This is a genomic window from Psychroserpens luteus, from assembly GCF_015319355.1.
GTDB lineage: Bacteria > Bacteroidota > Bacteroidia > Flavobacteriales > Flavobacteriaceae > Psychroserpens > Psychroserpens luteus.
In genome coordinates, this window is sequence record NZ_JADILU010000002.1 from 333,817 (window position 1) to 351,516 (window position 17,700).

At 32.3% G+C, this 17,700-nt stretch carries 17 protein-coding genes; 11 read left to right on the top strand and 6 right to left on the bottom strand.

Annotation, left to right across the window (positions count from 1 at the left end):
• Nucleotides 1-4 precede the first annotated feature (4 nt).
• The 3 genes from IM744_RS05125 to IM744_RS05135 are packed head-to-tail and all read left to right on the top strand — an operon-like array spanning nucleotide 5 to nucleotide 2,533.
• Nucleotides 5-988, top strand: coding sequence for an FAD:protein FMN transferase (locus IM744_RS05125; RefSeq protein ID WP_241738287.1), 984 nt, complete (start codon nucleotides 5-7; stop codon nucleotides 986-988).
• Nucleotides 985-1,197, top strand: a complete 213-nt coding sequence (locus IM744_RS05130) for a DUF4266 domain-containing protein (RefSeq protein ID WP_194507031.1) — start codon at nucleotides 985-987, stop codon at nucleotides 1,195-1,197. The genes IM744_RS05125 and IM744_RS05130 overlap by 4 nt, the downstream gene beginning before the upstream one ends.
• Before the next feature lie 19 nt (nucleotides 1,198-1,216).
• A complete protein-coding gene (locus tag IM744_RS05135) occupies nucleotides 1,217-2,533 on the top strand; it encodes a DUF3570 domain-containing protein (protein WP_194507032.1) in 1,317 nt (438 codons plus the stop codon).
• Here the strand turns inward: IM744_RS05135 and IM744_RS05140 are convergent.
• The 3 genes from IM744_RS05140 to IM744_RS05150 form a co-directional block, all read right to left on the bottom strand.
• Nucleotides 2,530-3,336, bottom strand: a complete 807-nt coding sequence (locus tag IM744_RS05140; RefSeq protein WP_194507033.1) for a TerC family protein — start codon at nucleotides 3,334-3,336, stop codon at nucleotides 2,530-2,532. The two genes, IM744_RS05135 and IM744_RS05140, sit on opposite strands and share 4 nt — an antisense overlap.
• A gap of 93 nt (nucleotides 3,337-3,429) precedes the next feature.
• Nucleotides 3,430-3,816, bottom strand: a complete 387-nt coding sequence (locus IM744_RS05145) for a hypothetical protein (protein WP_194507034.1) — start codon at nucleotides 3,814-3,816, stop codon at nucleotides 3,430-3,432.
• Between the two features lie 97 nt (nucleotides 3,817-3,913).
• On the bottom strand, nucleotides 3,914-4,309 hold the full coding sequence (locus IM744_RS05150; protein ID WP_194507035.1) for a helix-turn-helix domain-containing protein: 396 nt from the start codon (nucleotides 4,307-4,309) through the stop codon (nucleotides 3,914-3,916).
• A gap of 304 nt (nucleotides 4,310-4,613) precedes the next feature.
• Between IM744_RS05150 and IM744_RS05155 the strand changes: the two genes are divergently transcribed.
• The 3 genes from IM744_RS05155 to IM744_RS05165 all read left to right on the top strand — a co-directional run bounded on the left by IM744_RS05155 (nucleotide 4,614) and on the right by IM744_RS05165 (nucleotide 6,895).
• Nucleotides 4,614-5,744, top strand: a complete 1,131-nt coding sequence (locus IM744_RS05155) for a M14 family zinc carboxypeptidase (RefSeq protein WP_194507036.1) — start codon at nucleotides 4,614-4,616, stop codon at nucleotides 5,742-5,744.
• A gap of 73 nt (nucleotides 5,745-5,817) precedes the next feature.
• On the top strand, nucleotides 5,818-6,297 hold the full coding sequence (locus IM744_RS05160; RefSeq protein WP_194507037.1) for an Lrp/AsnC family transcriptional regulator: 480 nt from the start codon (nucleotides 5,818-5,820) through the stop codon (nucleotides 6,295-6,297).
• Between the two features lie 82 nt (nucleotides 6,298-6,379).
• Nucleotides 6,380-6,895 (top strand): DinB family protein, encoded by a 516-nt coding sequence (locus tag IM744_RS05165; RefSeq protein WP_194507038.1) that lies wholly within the window; start codon nucleotides 6,380-6,382, stop codon nucleotides 6,893-6,895.
• Nucleotides 6,896-6,979: 84 nt separating this feature from the next.
• Here the strand turns inward: IM744_RS05165 and IM744_RS05170 are convergent, their stop codons facing one another.
• Entirely contained in the window at nucleotides 6,980-7,468 is a 489-nt protein-coding gene (locus tag IM744_RS05170; protein WP_194507039.1) for a hypothetical protein, read from the bottom strand.
• 145 nt (nucleotides 7,469-7,613) lie between these two features.
• Between IM744_RS05170 and IM744_RS05175 the strand changes: the two genes are divergently transcribed.
• The gene (locus IM744_RS05175) at nucleotides 7,614-10,541 is read left to right on the top strand and encodes an FAD-binding and (Fe-S)-binding domain-containing protein (RefSeq protein ID WP_194507040.1); all 2,928 of its coding nucleotides are present in this window, start codon (nucleotides 7,614-7,616) and stop codon (nucleotides 10,539-10,541) included.
• Here IM744_RS05175 and IM744_RS05180 read toward each other — a convergent pair.
• Nucleotides 10,533-11,387, bottom strand: a complete 855-nt coding sequence (locus IM744_RS05180) for a UDP-2,3-diacylglucosamine diphosphatase (protein ID WP_194507041.1) — start codon at nucleotides 11,385-11,387, stop codon at nucleotides 10,533-10,535. The two genes, IM744_RS05175 and IM744_RS05180, sit on opposite strands and share 9 nt — an antisense overlap.
• Before the next feature lie 188 nt (nucleotides 11,388-11,575).
• On the opposite strand from IM744_RS05180, the gene aroC reads away from it, so the two are divergent.
• The 4 genes from aroC to IM744_RS05200 are packed head-to-tail and all read left to right on the top strand — an operon-like array spanning nucleotide 11,576 to nucleotide 15,168.
• Entirely contained in the window at nucleotides 11,576-12,637 is a 1,062-nt protein-coding gene (gene aroC, locus IM744_RS05185; protein ID WP_194507042.1) for a chorismate synthase, read from the top strand.
• Between the two features lie 32 nt (nucleotides 12,638-12,669).
• Nucleotides 12,670-13,992 (top strand): dicarboxylate/amino acid:cation symporter, encoded by a 1,323-nt coding sequence (locus tag IM744_RS05190; protein WP_194507043.1) that lies wholly within the window; start codon nucleotides 12,670-12,672, stop codon nucleotides 13,990-13,992.
• 19 nt (nucleotides 13,993-14,011) lie between these two features.
• On the top strand, nucleotides 14,012-14,836 hold the full coding sequence (locus tag IM744_RS05195; protein ID WP_194507044.1) for a sulfurtransferase: 825 nt from the start codon (nucleotides 14,012-14,014) through the stop codon (nucleotides 14,834-14,836).
• A 2-nt stretch (nucleotides 14,837-14,838) separates the two neighbouring features.
• Complete coding sequence (locus tag IM744_RS05200; protein WP_194507045.1) at nucleotides 14,839-15,168, top strand: hypothetical protein; 330 nt, start codon at nucleotides 14,839-14,841, stop codon at nucleotides 15,166-15,168.
• A gap of 263 nt (nucleotides 15,169-15,431) precedes the next feature.
• Here the strand turns inward: IM744_RS05200 and IM744_RS05205 are convergent, their stop codons facing one another.
• Entirely contained in the window at nucleotides 15,432-17,597 is a 2,166-nt protein-coding gene (locus tag IM744_RS05205; RefSeq protein ID WP_194507046.1) for a DUF4139 domain-containing protein, read from the bottom strand.
• Nucleotides 17,598-17,700: the final 103 nt, after the last annotated feature.

Genomic DNA, 17,700 nt, shown 5'->3' on the forward strand with positions numbered 1-17,700 from the left:
GTTTTTGAAAAATCTATCAATAATTATTTTAGTGTTGTTTCTCAATTTTCAAGTAGGAGCACAAATTACTCATAAGCGAACTTTGAAGCTTATGGGAAGCCGATTTGATATTACTGTCGTCGCAAAAGATACAATTCAAGCTGATGGTTTTATTGATTTAGCAATTTCAGAAATTACAAGAATAGAACAATTAATATCCTCTTGGGATCCAAAATCACAGACCTCAAAAATCAATGAGAATGCAGGTGTAAATCCAGTAATTGTTGATAAAGAGCTTTTTGATTTGATACAAAGAGCTATGTCAATTTCTAAATTAACAGATGGTGCTTTTGATATTTCTTATGCTTCAATGGATAAGATTTGGAAGTTTGATGGCAGTATGACTCAAATGCCTTCAGAAGAAAATATTAAAGCTTCCGTAGAAAAAGTGGGTTATGAAAATATAGTTCTTGATGCTTCTAATTCTTCTGTTTTTCTTCGGAAAAAAGGAATGAAAATAGGTTTTGGGGCTATAGGAAAAGGTTATGCTGCAGATAAAGCAAAATCACTTTTAATAGAAAAAGGTGCTGTCTCTGGAATTATTAATGCTTCTGGAGATATGAATACTTGGGGAAATCAAGTCAATGGAGAAGAATGGAAAGTAGCCATTACCAATCCGTTAGATAAAAACAAAGCATTTGCATTGCTGCCAATAACCAATGGCGCAGTGGTGACCTCTGGTAATTATGAAAAACAAGTGACATTTAATGGTAAACGTTACACACATATTATTGATCCAAGAACTGGATATCCTTCTTCTGGAATTATAAGTGTTACCGTTTTTGCTCCAAAAGCAGAACTGGCAGATGCTTTGGCGACTTCTGTTTTTGTAATGGGAAAAGAGGTTGGTTTAAATAGAATTAATCAGTTGCCAAATATAGAATGTATAATAATTGATGAGAAAGGGAATCTTTTTACATCTAATAATATAGAAATCAATAAAATATGATCAAGCGAATAGGATTACTTGTGATGGTTTTGTCTCTGTCAACATCATGTGTTGTAGTAAAGGAATATGAAAAAGTCAACTTAAATGATCCAGACATGGTTTTGGCAGATAAAAAAGCTGACAGAAACATATCAACTGCACATTCTTACAGAGAAGCAGCTTCTGGAGCAAATGGAGGAAAAACTGGTGGTGGTTGCGGTTGCAATTAAATAATTTAAAAAGAGAAATTTGAAACATATAAGTTTATTAATTATTGCGGTTTTGTCAACTCAATTCGCAATAGGGCAAGCACAAGATTCAACCCAAGTTTATAAAAAGAGAGTTTTAGAAACGACTGAGGTTGATTTTCTATCAAGTTATTATACTCAAGATGGCGATAATGCTGCAGTGAGTGGAGGAATAGGATCAGAGGAATTAACAGATGTTACCGCTACATTTATTATATCGATACCTTTAAACGATGACGATGTATTAACGATTGATGCTGGAGTTTCAGCTTATACATCAGCATCTTCAAGTAATGTTGATCCTTTTGATGGTAATAGTCCTGCAGATCCATTTGTAGCAAGTTCTGGAGCTTCTGAGTCTGATTTGTGGACCAATTTAACAGGTTCTTATAGTCATAGTTCAGACGATAGAAACGATATTTGGTCTGCAAAACTATCTGTGTCTGCAGAGTATGATTATTTTTCTATTGGAGTTGGAGGTAGCTATACCAAACTTTTTAATGAGAAAAATACCGAAATCAGTATTAATGGTAATGTTTACGTAGATACATGGAACGCTCTTTATCCAACGGAACTAAGACCCTTTGCAGGAAGTGGTAATGGATTAAATAGTAGTTTATTTACTCAAAACACCATAACAGGAAATGCTAACTATAATCCCAATTTCACAACTTTTGATAGCGAAGGTAGAAATACCTATGCTTTAGGTTTTGGCTTTTCTCAAATTTTATCTAAAAACCTTCAAGGTTCGTTGGCGTTAGATTTAGTTCAGCAAGACGGTTTATTGTCTACACCTTTTCAGCGTGTATATTTTAGTGATATTGCAGACTCTTTTATTGATAATTTTCAGTTGGCTGATGATATTGAACGTTTGCCAGATACAAGGTTTAAAATAGCTGTAGGAGGACGATTAAATTATTACATTAATGAAACGTTTGTAGTAAGAACGTTTTATCGCTATTATACCGATGATTGGGGAATTAAATCTCACACAGCAAGTGTAGAAGTGCCAATAAAAATTACTGATAAATTTACATTGTACCCATCATATCGTTTCTATAATCAAACAGCAGCAGATTATTTTAATATATATGAAGGACATCTATCTACAGATGAGTTTTACACCTCAGACTATGATTTGTCTGAGTATTCTGCCAATCAATTTAGTTTTGGAGCATCTTACACAGATATCTTTACCAAATTCCATATCTGGAAATTAGGACTAAAGAGCATTGATTTAAAATACACGCAGTATGATAGAGACAACACATTGAGCGCAAATATTATTACTGCTGGATTTAAATTTGTGATTGATTAGTTGTTCTCAGGTTTCTTCTTGCTCTTCTTACTGATTTTATAATTTAACATTTCAGTAAATAAAGAGAAAGCAATAGCGAAATACAAGTAGCCTTTTGGTATAGCTCCAACTTCATTACCAAAGAATTCTGTGTGTGATAAATGAGCAGCTTCTGTAATTAGCATAAAGCCAATTAAAATTAGGAATGCTAGTCCTAGCATTTGAATACTTGGATTCGTGTCAATAAACTTACGTATTGGGTTTGCAAAACCAATCATAATTGCAATAGAAATCATAACAGCAATAATCATTAATACAAGGGTGTAATTATGGTTTGGATGTAAACCATTCGTCATTCCTACAGCTGTTAGAATAGAATCTATCGAAAATATAAAATCAAGAATCATTATTTGAACAATAGCATTTGATAATGATGTTATCTTTTTACCTTTTATTTCGTCTTCATCATGTCCAGGGTCTGTTACTTTTTCTCTAATCTCAGAGGTGCTTTTATAAATTAAAAATAATCCTCCAGCAAACAATATAATAGCTTGCCAACTGATGTGTAATTGAATCCAGCTAGTTTCTAAATTGTAAAAAGGTTCAGATAGTCCTACAAGAAAAGATACGAAGAACAATAGAATAATACGTTGCACCATTGCTAAAAGTAAACCAATGTTTGTCGCTTTGCTTCTTTGGTGCTCTGGGAGTTTGTTAGCTGCAATAGATATAAAAACAATATTATCTATTCCTAAAATAATTTCTAAAAACGTTAAAGTTATTAGGGCCATTATGGCATCGCTTGTGAGTAAGAAGTCTAACATTGCACCAAATAGATTTGAATTATATATTGTTTGTATTTAAATATAAACAAAATAGAAATGAATTTCAACAGTTACTTTGAAGTTTATTTAATACTACTTTATCTTTTTTGCGGTTCCTTTTTCAACACGTTTCTTTTTGTAAGGATCTTTTACTGCTAATTGGTATTCAAAAGTGTACGAATCTTTAGAAGTCGTGAGAATTTTAAAATGGATTGCTTTTTCTTCGTTTTTATTTTTCGGATTTATTTTCTTCTGAATAAACTCACAATCATTAATCCATCGTATAGAAGCAGAATCTACCTTACTTTCATAATAATCAATATTTAGAGTATCTGTACGAACAAATCTTCCTGTTTTTTCTATACCATCTACAGTATATTGAAATTCGAAATTACCAGTTTTAAAATCTGAGCAATTTCTTTCAGTTTGAAAACAGCTTAAACATAATAATGATAATAGTAGGAGTAGACTTTTTTGCATTTTGGTTATTTTAAACAAAATTACGAAACAGTTCCTGAATTACGTGAGTTACGTATTTGAAAATTTAGAACTTATCTTAAGTTCTCATAGAAGTTTTTTATGATTGTTCAAAATTCTTGAATGTTCCGTCTTTATAAAAAATCACGATACGTTCAATTGTTTTGTCTCCGGAAATTGAATCCTTCAAAATTTGAGAATTTGATTCTGGATTTGAAGTCAGATTTTTTTTCTCTTCGGAAATTTTAATAGTTTCATTCTGAATTTTTGTAGCAGGAAAATTTCCTTTGCCATTCATCAACCAATACAATTCAACTTCCGGAAAGGAGGAAAGTACCTTCAATACAAAATCCAAACTTGGCTTATTTCTACCAGATAATATGTGTGAAATACTTGAGCGTTGAACTCCAATTTTTTCGGCAAAAGACGAGGCAGATTCACCATAGAAATCTATGACTTTTTGGAGTCGTTTTGTAAATTCTTCGTTGTTTATCATTGTAAACGGTAAAGTTTAGTTTTGTAACGTTACAAATGTAAACATATTGTTTTAGATCTACTATGATTATTTGTTAAAGATGTAATAGTGTGGTATTAAAACTTTATATAAAGTGTTCTAAGTAACTGAAATACAAGTAATCTAAGTTATTATTTTGTTTTAGGTTGTGTAATCTCTATTGGATTCATTCATTTGCTTGTTGAATTGTAAACAAAACACATGATTTTACAATGTTAAACTTGAAATCAGTGTTTACAATTGTAAAATATCATTTGTTTACCTTTGTGGTTCTTAGATAAAAACAATGCAAGTAAAAACAATAAAATCTCTTTTTAAATCTCATAAAGAATCTACTCTTTTTGGTCGATATATTCATGGCGAAAACATAGAGTCTCTCTTTGAGAAATTCATAGGAAAATTTCAGATTAGCCAAGTTGGAAAATCTGTAAACGGGTTGCCAATTCATACAATCACTTTTGGTTCTGGTGATAAAAACATATTGATGTGGTCTCAAATGCATGGTAATGAAAGCACGACTACAAAAGCTGTTTTTGATATGCTTAATGTTTTTTTAGAAGAAAAGAATGAGATTAAACACGTTTTAAAACACTGTAAAATCTGTATCATACCAATGCTTAATCCTGATGGAGCTAAATTGTATACACGATTAAATGCTAATAAGGTTGATTTAAATAGAGACGCTCAAGAATTATCGCAACCAGAAAGCGTAGTGTTGCATAGCGTTTTTGAAGATTTTAAACCTGATTTTTGCTTTAATCTACATGGTCAGCGTACTATTTTTAGTGCTGGTAGTGTTAATAAGTCTGCAACGATATCTTTTCTTGCTCCAGCTCAAGATGAAGATACAACGGTGACTCCAACTAGAAAAATAGCTATGGAGGTTATTGGTGTGATGAATGAGAGTTTGCAGGAGCAAATACCAGATCAAGTAGGAGTGTATGACGATAGTTTCAATATTAATTGTGTTGGTGACTCTTTTCAAGCTTTAAATGTGCCAACATTGCTTTTTGAGGCTGGACACTTTGCTGGTGATTACAATAGAGAGAGAACGAGAGAGTTTATCTTTCAGTCATTGTTAGTGTCATTAGATTATATAGCCTCTAATAATGTGGATGGTGATAATTACAAGTCGTATTTTAAAATTCCGCAGAACGAAAAGTTGTTTTTTGATATTATCATAAGGAATACAAAAGAACAAGACATTGCTGTTCAATATTCAGAGCGATTAATAGAAGGTTCTATTGCTTTTGTGCCTGAAATTGTAAAAATATCTGATTTAAGTAATTTTTTTGCTCATCGTGTGATTGATGCCAATGATTATGAGGTGTTTAAAGAAGATGGTAGTGTGTTGAAAGTAGGAAGCGAAATCGATTTCGTAATGATAAACAATGAAAAATTCTCACTTAAATCGTAAAATATTCAAATTTTTATGAGATATCTTTAAAGAAAATGCGTTATTTTTGCTTAAAATTCAATAATACTTAAAAATGGCTAAATTTAAATTAGACGAAGTTGATCATCAAATTTTAGATATGTTGATTGATAATACAAGAATTCCTTTTACAGATATTGCTAAAAAATTAGTTATTTCTGCAGGAACGGTTCATGTTAGAGTGAAAAAAATGGAAGAAGCGGGAATAATTAAAGGCTCGTCTTTAACTTTAGATTACTTAAAATTAGGATATTCGTTTATTGCTTATGTAGGTGTGTTTTTGAATAACACGTCTCAAACAAAATTTGTTTTAGAGCGCATTCATGAAATCCCATATGTTACTGTAGCTCATATTACTACAGGTAAGTTTAATATTTTCTGTAAAGTAAGAGCTAAAAACACATCTCATGCTAAAGATATTATTTTTATGTTAGATGATATTGATGGTATTTATAGAACAGAGACAATGATTAGTCTAGAAGAAAGTATAAACGATAAGAAGCGTTTAATGCATACGATATTTAACGAGCTGTAAACATAGCTTTATTTATAAAAACAACCCTTCATTGCAATTGTAGTGAAGGGTTTTGTTATTTTTATTCATTAAAATTTAAGTTATGACAAAAGAAGATTTAGCTATAGATGAGTATAATCCTTACTATCAGCAATATATTCAAAAGGCTGGTGATGCTACTATTTCAGAAGGCTTGAAAGAAAATGGAGATGCGACAATTGCTTTTTTGGAGTCAATTCCTGAAGAAAAATTAGAATACCGTTATGAGGAAGGTAAATGGACAATAAAAGAAATTATCCAACATCTTATAGATACAGAGCGCGTATTTACTTATAGAGCATTGTGTATAGCGCGAAAGGATAAAACATTGTTTCCTGGTTATGATCAGGACGAGTATGCGGTAAATTGTGAAGCTAACAATCGCTCCATGTATAGTTTAATGAACGAGTATAAGACTGTGCGATTAGCGAGTATTATTCTGTTTGAGAGTTTTTCTTCGGAAATGTTAAAACAAATAGGGATTGCAAGTAATAGTAATTTGTCGCCTAGAGCAGTTGTTTTCATTACGATTGGGCATGAAAATCATCATTGCGAAATCATAAAAGAAAGGTATTTGTAAGGTTTACTATGAATTCATGATATAACGCAAAACAGCCACTTCAATTGAAGTGGCTGTTTTTATATGTTACTATCTATTTAGGTTTTAGAATCTGTATCTAATTCCTAAAGCGATATCAAAATCTAAATCATCTCTAAAGTCTCCAAAACCTAATTCTGGTCTAGCATCAAGCGATAATTGTAAAGGAATGTCAAAATTGTATTCAATACCTATATCACCTGCTGCAAAGAAAAAAGTTTCGCTATCATCATTCTTGTCATTAAAGGGTTTGTCAAAACTATAAGACCCAACTCCACCACCAACACCAGCATACCAGTTAAAAGCGCCATCAAGTTGCCATACCCATTGGTATAAACCAGCGAGTTTGAAACCGTCGTAACCGTTTCCGCTTCTTAGTCCAAGGTCAATCTCTAGACGGTTATTGTCGCTAAGTGCTCTTTGGTATGAAACTTCTGCGCCAAAACCATCACTATCACCTAAACGTAAGCCGATAGCATTCTCTGAAATGTCTTGTGCGTTAGATAGTGCTGAAAATCCAATAAAAGTAATCGCTACTAAAAATATTCTTTTCATAATTTATAGTTTTAAATTTAAGTTATATTGGCAGTGATTAGCACTGCCTTATTAATAACGACAAAATTATGTTAATATTGAATATTAAGGCTTGTTTTTAAGACAAATTTATAGTGCTTTCAATCAAAATATTGACTCATATCCTATGCTGAGAAACATAAATAACGAATTCAAGCAATTAGCTGCTAATTTGACTGGTGAATTGCATTTTGATGACTTAATGAAAACACTGTATGCTACAGATGCTTCGGTGTATAGAATGCTGCCATTAGCAGTAGCATTGCCTAAAAATAGTCATGATATAAAAATTCTTGTAGATTTTGCTAAGCTCCATAAAACATCGTTAATTCCAAGGGCAGCAGGAACTTCACTTGCAGGACAATGTGTTGGTAAAGGTATTGTGGTTGATGTGTCAAAATACTTCACAAAAATTATTGATATTAATGAGAAAGCGCAAACTGTAACGGTTCAGCCAGGAGTTGTGCGAGATGAACTTAATAATTATCTAAAATCATTTGGTTTATTTTTTGGACCAAACACATCAACTTCAAACAGGTGTATGATTGGAGGTATGGTTGGGAATAATTCATCTGGTACAACCTCAATAAAATATGGAGTTACGCGTGACAAGGTTTTGGAATTACATACAATTCTAAGTGACGGAAGCGATGTTGTTTTTAAAGATTTGTCTTCGGAAGAATTTGAGAAAAAACAAGGTCTAAGTACTTTAGAGGGTGATATTTATAATGCCATCAAATCTCAATTGTCATCAAAGGAGATTCAGGAACAAATAAAATCTAATTTCCCAAAACCTGAAATTCACCGCAGAAACACGGGTTATGCCATTGATGAATTAATTAAAACCGAAGTGTTTTCCGAAGAAAAAACACCTTTTAATTTATGTAAACTATTATCTGGAAGTGAAGGTACACTTGCGTTCACGACACAAATCACTTTAAAGCTTGATAAATTGCCTCCAGAAAACAGTGTTATGGTTGCTGCTCATTTTGATACGATTGAAAATTGTATGAATGCAGTAACTATTGCAATGAGGCATGATTTGTTTACATGTGAAATGATGGATAAGACTATTTTGGATCTTACAAAGCATAATAAAACACAACAAGAAAACAGACAATTTATTGAAGGAGATCCAGAGGCTATTTTAATTTGTGAGCTAAAAGAGAATGATCTTAAAATTCTAAATGATAAAGCACAAGAGTTGATTATGTCATTAAAAGCTTCAGGGTTGAGTTATGCGAATCCGTTACTTAAAGATGGAGATATCGATAAAGCGAATGAGCTTCGAAAAGCAGGTTTAGGCTTATTAGGGAATATGATTGGAGATGAAAAAGCTGTTGCTTGTATTGAAGATACTGCAGTTGGACTTGATGATTTGTCAAATTACATAAACGATTTTTCGAAGTTAATGCAGACTTATAATCAAAAACCCGTGTATTATGCACATGCAGGAGCAGGAGAGTTGCATTTGCGTCCGATTTTAAATTTAAAAAAGAAAGCTGATGTTGCGTTATTTAGAAAAATCACAACAGATGTAGCGCATTTGGTCAAACGTTATCAAGGCTCTATGAGTGGTGAGCATGGTGATGGGATTGTACGTGCGGAGTTTATTCCTTTGATGATTGGAGATGACAATTATGAAATTTTAAAACGAATCAAATTTGCTTTTGATCCTCAAAACATCTTTAATCCTGGGAAAATTGTTGATGCGTTTCCAATGGATAAGTCTTTGCGTTATGAGCCAGATAGCGAGAAACCTGAGATTAAAACAGTTTTAGATTTTTCTAGTTCGCAAGGTATATTGCGTGAGGCTGAAAAATGCAACGGTTCTGGAGATTGTAGAAAGCTGCCTGAGTTTGGAGGAACGATGTGTCCAAGTTATCGAGCAACTAGAGATGAAAAAGACACCACTAGAGCGCGGGCTAATGCTTTGAGAGAGGTGTTGACTAATTCTAAAAAGCCTAATAAGTTTGATAGTAAAGAATTAAAAACTGTATTCGATTTATGTTTGAGTTGTAAAGCATGTGCGAGTGAGTGTCCAAGTAGTGTGGATGTGGCGAGTTTAAAAGCAGAATTTCAGTATCAATATCAAAAGGCTAATGGTGTAAGTTGGCGAACAAAATTGTTTGCTTATAATAATCGATTGAATGACTTCGGAAGCAAATTTCCTGGCCTAACAAATTTTGTATTTTCTAATAAAATGACGTCTTCTGTTTTAAAGAAAACCTTCGGAATTGCTAAAAATCGAAGCCTGCCTTTAATTTCAAATAAAAGTTTAGATAAGGTGATTCAATTATCTAAAAATAAAGTAATTAACAATAAATTTATTAGAGAAGTGTATTTCTTTAATGATGAGTTTACCAATCATTTAGACACATCAATAGGTATAGATGCTATTGATCTTTTAAAGGCCTTAAATTACAATGTGAAATTTATAAATCATCACGAATCTGGTCGTTCATTTTTATCAAAAGGATTGTTGGAACAAGCTAAGGAATTAGCAAATAAAAATGTATCGGTTTTTAAAGATTTGGTTTCAGAGGATGCGCCATTAATAGGTATTGAACCTTCTGCAATCTTAACGTTCAAAGATGAATATTTGAGGTTAGCAGATGATAAGCCTTCCGCAGAAAACATAGCAAAACATGCATATTTGATTGAAGAGTTTATTCAAAAAGAAATAGAATTGGGTAATATTAAGTCTTCACAATTTACTTCCGAAGAAAAAACAATCAAGTTTCATGGACATTGTCATCAAAAGGCATTACTGAATCAATCGTCTAGCTTTGCTGTACTAAATCTGCCTAAAAACTATAAAGTGACTATTATACCTAGTGGTTGCTGTGGTATGGCAGGTAGTTTTGGTTACGAGAAAGAACATTATGAAGTAAGCATGCAAATAGGAGAGCAGACTTTGTTTCCTGCAATTAGAAATGCTAATGATGATGTGCAAATTTCAGCAAATGGAACGAGTTGTAGGCATCAAATTAAGGATGGTACGCAAAGAGTAGCTTTACATCCTATTACAATTCTTAAAGAAGCTTTAATCTGATTTTTTCTTTTTCTTTTTTTGTTCAACAATGGTAATAGCAGCTATTAAGTCTTTTATTTCCATGTCTTTAATGTCTTCATCTGCATAAAAGGCTCTTAGTTTGTCATTATTATAGTTGTAGATTTTCCATCGCTTAAATTGGTATTCTAGTGCTGTAAAATTCTCAATCCAATCACCAGAATTTAAATAAGTAGTTTTACCGTGTTTATTTTTAACTATTTGCATTTTTGGTTGATGTATATGTCCACAAATCACAAAATCATATCCATTTTCTATGGCTAAATCTGTAGCAACCTTTTCAAAATCATTAATATATTTAACAGCACCTTTTACACTATTCTTGATTTTTTTAGAAAGTGAGTATTTGTCTTTTCCAATTTTATCCAAACACCAGTTTACAAAGCTATTGAGACGTATGAGTAAATCATAACCGTAACCGCCAAGTTTTGCTAACCACTTAGCATTCTGTATAGATACGTCAAATATATCACCATGAAAAAACCAAGCTTTCTTTCCGTCAAGTTCTAAAACAATCTTATCTACTATTGAGATGTTGCCAATAGTTGTGTCACTAAATTTACGTAGCATTTCGTCATGATTTCCAGTGATATAGATGATTTCTACACCGTTAGCAGCCATGTCCATAATTTTTTTAATAACTCTTAAATGAGATTTCGGGAAATATCGTTTTTTAAATTGCCAGATGTCAATAATATCTCCATTAAGAATAAGTTTTTTTGGAGAAATACTGTTAAGGTAAGTTAGTAATTGTTTCGCATGGCATCCATAAGTTCCTAAATGAACATCAGAAATAACAACGACTTCTACTTTGCGTTTTGTTTTCACGGACTTTTATCAATTTACATGACAAAGAAATTAATATGTTTTTAAACAGCATAAATTTTGTAATTAACAAACAATCAGCAAATTGTTAAGCAATTGTTATGTGAAATATCTTCGGAAATAGGATGCTTTATGGATTTCTGTTTTTGTTTGTCTATTTTTACAAGTACTTTAGCGTAAAATCTTTTATTATGGCAGGAAATTCCTATGGAAACATTTTTAAACTTACCACATTTGGTGAGTCACATGGTGCAGCAATTGGTGGAATTATTGATGGCTGTCCTCCAGGAATACTACTAGATTTTGATGCTATTCAAAATGAAATGAATAGACGAAAGCCTGGACAGTCAAATATCGTTACCCAACGTAAAGAGCCTGATACTGTTGAATTTCTATCAGGAATTTTTGAAGGTCAAACCACAGGAACTCCAATTGGATTTGTTATTAAAAATACAAACCAAAAATCAAATGACTATTCGCATATAAAAGATGTTTACAGGCCAAGTCATGCAGATTACACCTATGAAAAAAAGTATGGTGTGCGTGATTATAGAGGAGGAGGACGAAGCTCTGCACGTGAAACAGCGTCTAGAGTGGTTGCTGGAGCAATTGCGAAACAATTTCTAAGTACTATCAAAATTAATGCTTATACATCATCTGTAGGTGATATTTTTTTAGAGAAGCCTTATCAAGCTTTAGATTTTTCTAAAACTGAAACTAATGCTGTACGTTGTCCAGATGAAGCAGTTGCAGAACAGATGATTGCAAAAATAAAAGAAATTAAAAAAGAAGGAAATACTATTGGAGGCACAGTGACTTGTGTACTTCAAAACGTACCAATAGGATTAGGAGAACCTGTATTTGATAAACTCCATGCAGAACTAGGAAAAGCAATGCTTTCTATAAATGCAGTTAAAGGTTTTGAGTATGGCAGCGGGTTCTGTGGAGCACGAATGAAAGGAACAGAACATAATGACCTTTTTAATGAAGATGGAACCACTAAAACCAATCTTTCTGGAGGTATTCAAGGAGGCATTAGTAATGGAATGGATATCTATTTTAGAGTAGCCTTTAAACCCGTAGCAACAGTGATTCAAAAACAAGATGCGCTCAATAGCTCTGGTGAAATTGTAGAAATGCAAGGTAAAGGTCGTCACGATCCTTGTGTTGTACCAAGAGCAATACCAATCGTAGAAGCAATGGCAGCTTTGGTAATAGCCGATCTTTATTTGCTCAACAAAATGTATAATTAGAATACACATAGATTTTAAATCCCAATAGATATATGAAAAAACTGGCATTACACTGGAAAATTTTAATAGGAATGCTACTAGGTTTAGTATTTGGTTTTATAATGCTTCAAGTAGGAGGAAGAGCATTTACAGAAGATTGGATTAAACCAATAGGTTCTATCTTTGTGAAGTTATTAAAGCTTATTGCTATTCCTTTAATATTAGCGTCTTTAATTAAAGGGATTTCAGATTTAAAAGATATTTCTAAGTTTAAAAATATTGGTTTAAAAACGATTGGGATTTATATAGTAACTACTGTAATTGCTATTTCAATAGGATTGGCTCTCGTTAATATTATTCAGCCAGGAGATGGAGTTTCCGAAGAAACAATAGCTAAACTTACCGAAACGTATTCTGAAAATAGTAGTGTAAAAGCAAAAATAGCAGAAGCCTCTAAGCAAATGGATACAGGACCTTTACAGTTTTTAGAAGACATGGTTCCTGATAATGCGTTCAATGCTTTAAGTAATAATAAGCTAATGCTTCAAGTGATTTTCTTTGCTATATTTTTGGGGATTTCGATGCTTCTAATAGGAGAAAAGCAAGCGAAACCAATGAAAAAATTATTCGATTCATTAAATGATATCGTATTAAAAATGGTGGACTTGATTATGTTATCGGCTCCAGTTGCAGTGTTTGCCTTATTAGCTAATGTTGTTGTGTCTTCAGATGATCCAGACATATTGTTTGCCTTATTAAAGTATGCAGGAGTTGTTGTTTTTGGATTAGTCTTAATGATCGTTTTTTATTGCATTATCGTTGCAACGTTTACAAAGAAAAATCCATTTTGGTTTTTAAAAGAAATCAGTCCAGCTCAACTATTAGCATTTTCAACGAGTTCTAGTGCTGCGACACTTCCAGTAACTATGGAGCGTGTTGAAGAACATATAGGAGTTGATAAAGAAGTTTCTAGTTTTGTTCTACCAGTTGGAGCAACAATTAACATGGATGGTACAAGTTTATACCAAGCTGTTGCTGCAGTATTTATATTTCAAGCACTAGGATTAGATTTAACTTTTGCAGATCAAATCACTATTGTTTTAACAGCTTTGTTAGCATCAATTGGTAGTGCAGCAGTTCCAGGTGCAGGAATGGTAATGCTTGTTATTGTTTTAGAATCAGTAGGACTTCCTCCAGAATTATTACCAATAGGCTTAGCATTAATTTTTGCAGTAGATAGACCTTTAGATATGTGTAGAACAGTCGTTAATGTTACAGGAGATGCAACAGTATCAATGATTGTTGCTAAATCTGTTGGAAAATTGCACGATCCTAAACCTAAAGAATGGGATGATAACTATGATGCTGTAAAATAGCTTTTAAAAACCGTTTAAGATGCGTAGTGATAATTCACAAATTGTTAGTGTAAAATGGCTTCATGACAACCTTGATAATGAAAAGCTAGTCATTTTAGATGCAACAATTAGAAAAGTGTCAGATTCTATTTCTTTTTCTTCGGAAGGATGGATTCCTAAAACAAGATATTTCGATTTAAAAGGAAAATTTAGCGATACCGGAGCTGAGTTTCCAACAACAGTGCCTTCTGCAGAACAATTTCAACGAGAAGCGAGAGTTTTAGGAATTAATCAAGATTCTATTATAGTCGTATATGACACTAAAGGGATTTACTCAAGTGCCAGAGTTTGGTGGCTCTTTAAAACGTTTGGTTATGACAATGTGGCTGTTTTAGATGGCGGACTTCCAGAATGGAAAAAACTAAACTATAAAACAGTAACTTCTTTAGATATTCCAAATTGGAGTACTGGAAATTTTGTGGCAAATTATCATCCCAAATACATGCGTTTTTTTAATCATATTTCTGAAATATCTAATAATAAAGATTGTTTGATTTTAGATGCTCGTTCCCAAGATAGGTTTAAAAGTAAAGTGGCAGAACCTAGAGAAGGATTACGAAGTGGGACAATTCCAAATTCTGAAAATCTACCTTATACAGATTTACTCAATGGTAATTGTTTAAAATCTAAAGAAGAATTGGAATCTATTTTTAATACTTTTGAAATTGAAGATAAATCATTAACTTTTTCTTGTGGTTCAGGAATAACAGCTTGTATTTTAGCTTTGGCTGCAACTATTTTAAATTATAAAAATATATCTGTTTATGACGGTTCATGGACAGAATACGGAACTTTAACAACATAATTATGACAAATAATAATTGGACAAAACAAGAACTAGTCGCATACACTTTATTATATGTGGCACATTCTGATTTAGAAGAAACTAAAAAAGAACGTCATTACATCCTTTCTCGCGTTGATCTCAAAACTTATCTTCATATAAAAGAAGAGTTTGATGCAGACAATGATTACCAAAGTTTGAATAAAATAATTGAAGCTGTCAAGCATGAAAGCACTTATAACAATAATTTAGATGACTTATTTGCAGACATTAAATTAATGGCTTTTGCTGATGGGGAAGTGGATCAAATGGAATTAGCTACTTATAATGTTTTAAAGAAAATATTGAGTTAGTAAGTAAGAAGTAGTTAAGAATAAATTCAAACGTTTGTAAATGTTCGAGGGTGATTTTAATTGATTATTTAATATAAACGGAAACCTCTTTTTAAAGCTAAAAATAAAAAAAGCCTTAAAACTTAAGTATTCTATCAGATTTTTAAAACCTGAAACTCATTTGCTGTTAGACTATTCATCAAACGAGAACTTGATATATTCCCAACTAACTGAAGTTAGGCTCAAGCTGAACATGTCGCTTTAAGGCTTTCATGTATTAACTTTTACAAATTTACACGTTTGTATTTGGGATACTTGACTGTGTATGAAAATTTATGAGTTTCTTTAACATTTGTATCAAGTTTAAGCGTCCATTTTAAGATTCCTTTTTTGTCATCGTAATTTGAGCGACCAGTTTCTATATCATCAATTTTAATGTCTTTATTCTGGCTAATTGGGATACGATCATATAAGACCAAGTCAATTGCAGATGATTTATTGTTTTTCAATTCTATTTCGTATTGTTTTGAAATGATTTTATTACTGCCAATAAACGCATTCTTTTTAAAGTCTGTTGGTTGTGTTCGTTTTACCACAACATTTGGATCAACACCTAAGGAAATGGTTAATTTTTCTGTGGTGCTCTGCGGATTGATGTTTGTTTTCCCAGAGTAACTCCCTTCAAAATAAACGTTTGCTTCTGCTGGTAGCAGATTATATTGTTCCCAATTTTCAATTTCCGCAGTTAAAAACACATTTTCATTTAAAACAGGAGCAGCAAAGTAAGAGTAGGTTGCTGGTACTTCATAATTTTCTATTTCAATTACCGTAACATCGCCACTGGTTGGGATGGAGTGTAGTTTGCTAATTTCAAAACGTGTATTGGTAATACCTTCTTCTATAAAATCGCCATTAGATGTAAAATCACCTTCTTTTGTTGAAATTAAAATAACACCACCTGCGCCTCGATTGCCATATAATGCAGTCGCACTAGCGTTTTTTAGTACTTTCATGTCTTTGATGTCATTTTGATTTAATTCTCTAAAATTATCCTGGTCTACAGGAACACCATCAATTATAAATAATGGCTCAGTATCTCCATTTAGGGAATTTCGACCTCTTATAATGACATTTGCGCTTTGTCCAGGTTGACCATTGCCAGTACTTATGTTTAAACCTGCAGTTTGACCTTGTAGTAATTCATCAATACTTATTGTTTTAACAGCACTCGATAATTTACTTTTCGAATTTTTTCCAGCATAACCCGTAATAACAACTTCATCTAAAGCATTCAAATCCTCCAACATAGTAACATTCATAATACTCGAGTGAATTGGTAAAGTTTCACTTTGCATGCCAATAAACGAATATTGTAAATCTTTACCACCTTTGGTTTTTATAGTATAATTACCATCAAAATCAGTTTGGACACCATTACTTGTTCCTTTTTCTATAACATTAACTCCTGGAAGTGGCAATCCGTCGCTTGAAGATGTCACCACACCAGATACTGTTTTTACTAAAGGGTTGTATTTATAGTTATAACTCTTAGTTGCTCGATTACTGTTGTAGTTACTGTGTTTGCTAATAAAATTTAAATATTTAGGATCTATATTTGGTTTTACATTATTGGTATTTGGATCACTTGTAGAAAGTGTTAGTTTTACATTATTCCAATCGTTACCCGTGTTTTGGTAAACGTGTGCTTTGTATGCTAATTGTAAAGGCTTATTGATTTTCTCAGCCTTAATATCATATATAGGAAACCAGCCAGCCTCACTCACATTGTATTTTATAATCAAGTTTAGATCTGTTGCAATCTCTGTGTTTAACTTAATTTTAATTTCTCCAGTTTGGACTTTTTCGTCCACATTAAGTTCATTAAGTTGTTTTTTTAAATCTGAAATTTGAGCACTTAGATCACTTTTAACACTTGTAGATTCTTGGATTTTTTCTTTAATCTCTGTTATTCTCGTTCTGAAATAGGTTGAAAACTTTTGAAGCTTCTCTAAGCTTACAACTTGTGTAGTATTACCAAGAGATCTGTTTTGTTGAATGAGATAAAGTTCTTCATTATAACCAGTAATGATATTGTCTTGGCTTATGTATTTGTTGTTTAAATCTTTAATTCGTTGCTGAATATCCTCAACTTCTTGAGAGTTATCCTGCTTTGATAAATAATTAATTCCGAAGTTAACAGAAAGAATAGATGCACTTTTAAGTCCAGAAATTTGAATACTACTTTCCTGAATATTTGGTGAGAGTTTATTAAATACAAACTCAGTTGTGCCTTTTGCTAATTTAATGGTTGCAATGCGCTCTATTTGAGCTCCACTTAAATAAACTGTGACTTCTTTTAGTGTAGATGATGTATTGTTTTTTTTGTTTTTGTCTGTTTTGGCAAAACATAATGCTGATATAAAAAATAGGAGGAAAGTAATGTGTCTCATAACATGTTGGTTTTAATTCAATGTAAACATAGATGACAGTCACATGTTTTAAAACCTCGTTTGAGTAAAACCTTGATTTGAGTTAGTTAACGTATCGTTTGAA

What these genes read in the sequence shown, in the direction of transcription:
- IM744_RS05195 (WP_194507044.1), top strand. Translation starts at nt 14,012, where the DNA reads ATGCGTAGTGATAATTCACAAATTGTTAGTGTAAAATGGCTTCATGAC.
- IM744_RS05140 (WP_194507033.1), bottom strand. Translation starts at nt 3,336, where the DNA reads ATGTTAGACTTCTTACTCACAAGCGATGCCATAATGGCCCTAATAACT.
- IM744_RS05175 (WP_194507040.1), top strand. Translation starts at nt 7,614, where the DNA reads ATGCTGAGAAACATAAATAACGAATTCAAGCAATTAGCTGCTAATTTG.
- IM744_RS05155 (WP_194507036.1), top strand. Translation starts at nt 4,614, where the DNA reads ATGCAAGTAAAAACAATAAAATCTCTTTTTAAATCTCATAAAGAATCT.
- IM744_RS05150 (WP_194507035.1), bottom strand. Translation starts at nt 4,309, where the DNA reads ATGATAAACAACGAAGAATTTACAAAACGACTCCAAAAAGTCATAGAT.
- IM744_RS05145 (WP_194507034.1), bottom strand. Translation starts at nt 3,816, where the DNA reads ATGCAAAAAAGTCTACTCCTACTATTATCATTATTATGTTTAAGCTGT.
- IM744_RS05200 (WP_194507045.1), top strand. Translation starts at nt 14,839, where the DNA reads ATGACAAATAATAATTGGACAAAACAAGAACTAGTCGCATACACTTTA.
- IM744_RS05205 (WP_194507046.1), bottom strand. Translation starts at nt 17,597, where the DNA reads ATGAGACACATTACTTTCCTCCTATTTTTTATATCAGCATTATGTTTT.
- IM744_RS05190 (WP_194507043.1), top strand. Translation starts at nt 12,670, where the DNA reads ATGAAAAAACTGGCATTACACTGGAAAATTTTAATAGGAATGCTACTA.
- IM744_RS05170 (WP_194507039.1), bottom strand. Translation starts at nt 7,468, where the DNA reads ATGAAAAGAATATTTTTAGTAGCGATTACTTTTATTGGATTTTCAGCA.
- IM744_RS05160 (WP_194507037.1), top strand. Translation starts at nt 5,818, where the DNA reads ATGGCTAAATTTAAATTAGACGAAGTTGATCATCAAATTTTAGATATG.
- IM744_RS05130 (WP_194507031.1), top strand. Translation starts at nt 985, where the DNA reads ATGATCAAGCGAATAGGATTACTTGTGATGGTTTTGTCTCTGTCAACA.
- IM744_RS05165 (WP_194507038.1), top strand. Translation starts at nt 6,380, where the DNA reads ATGACAAAAGAAGATTTAGCTATAGATGAGTATAATCCTTACTATCAG.
- aroC (WP_194507042.1), top strand. Translation starts at nt 11,576, where the DNA reads ATGGCAGGAAATTCCTATGGAAACATTTTTAAACTTACCACATTTGGT.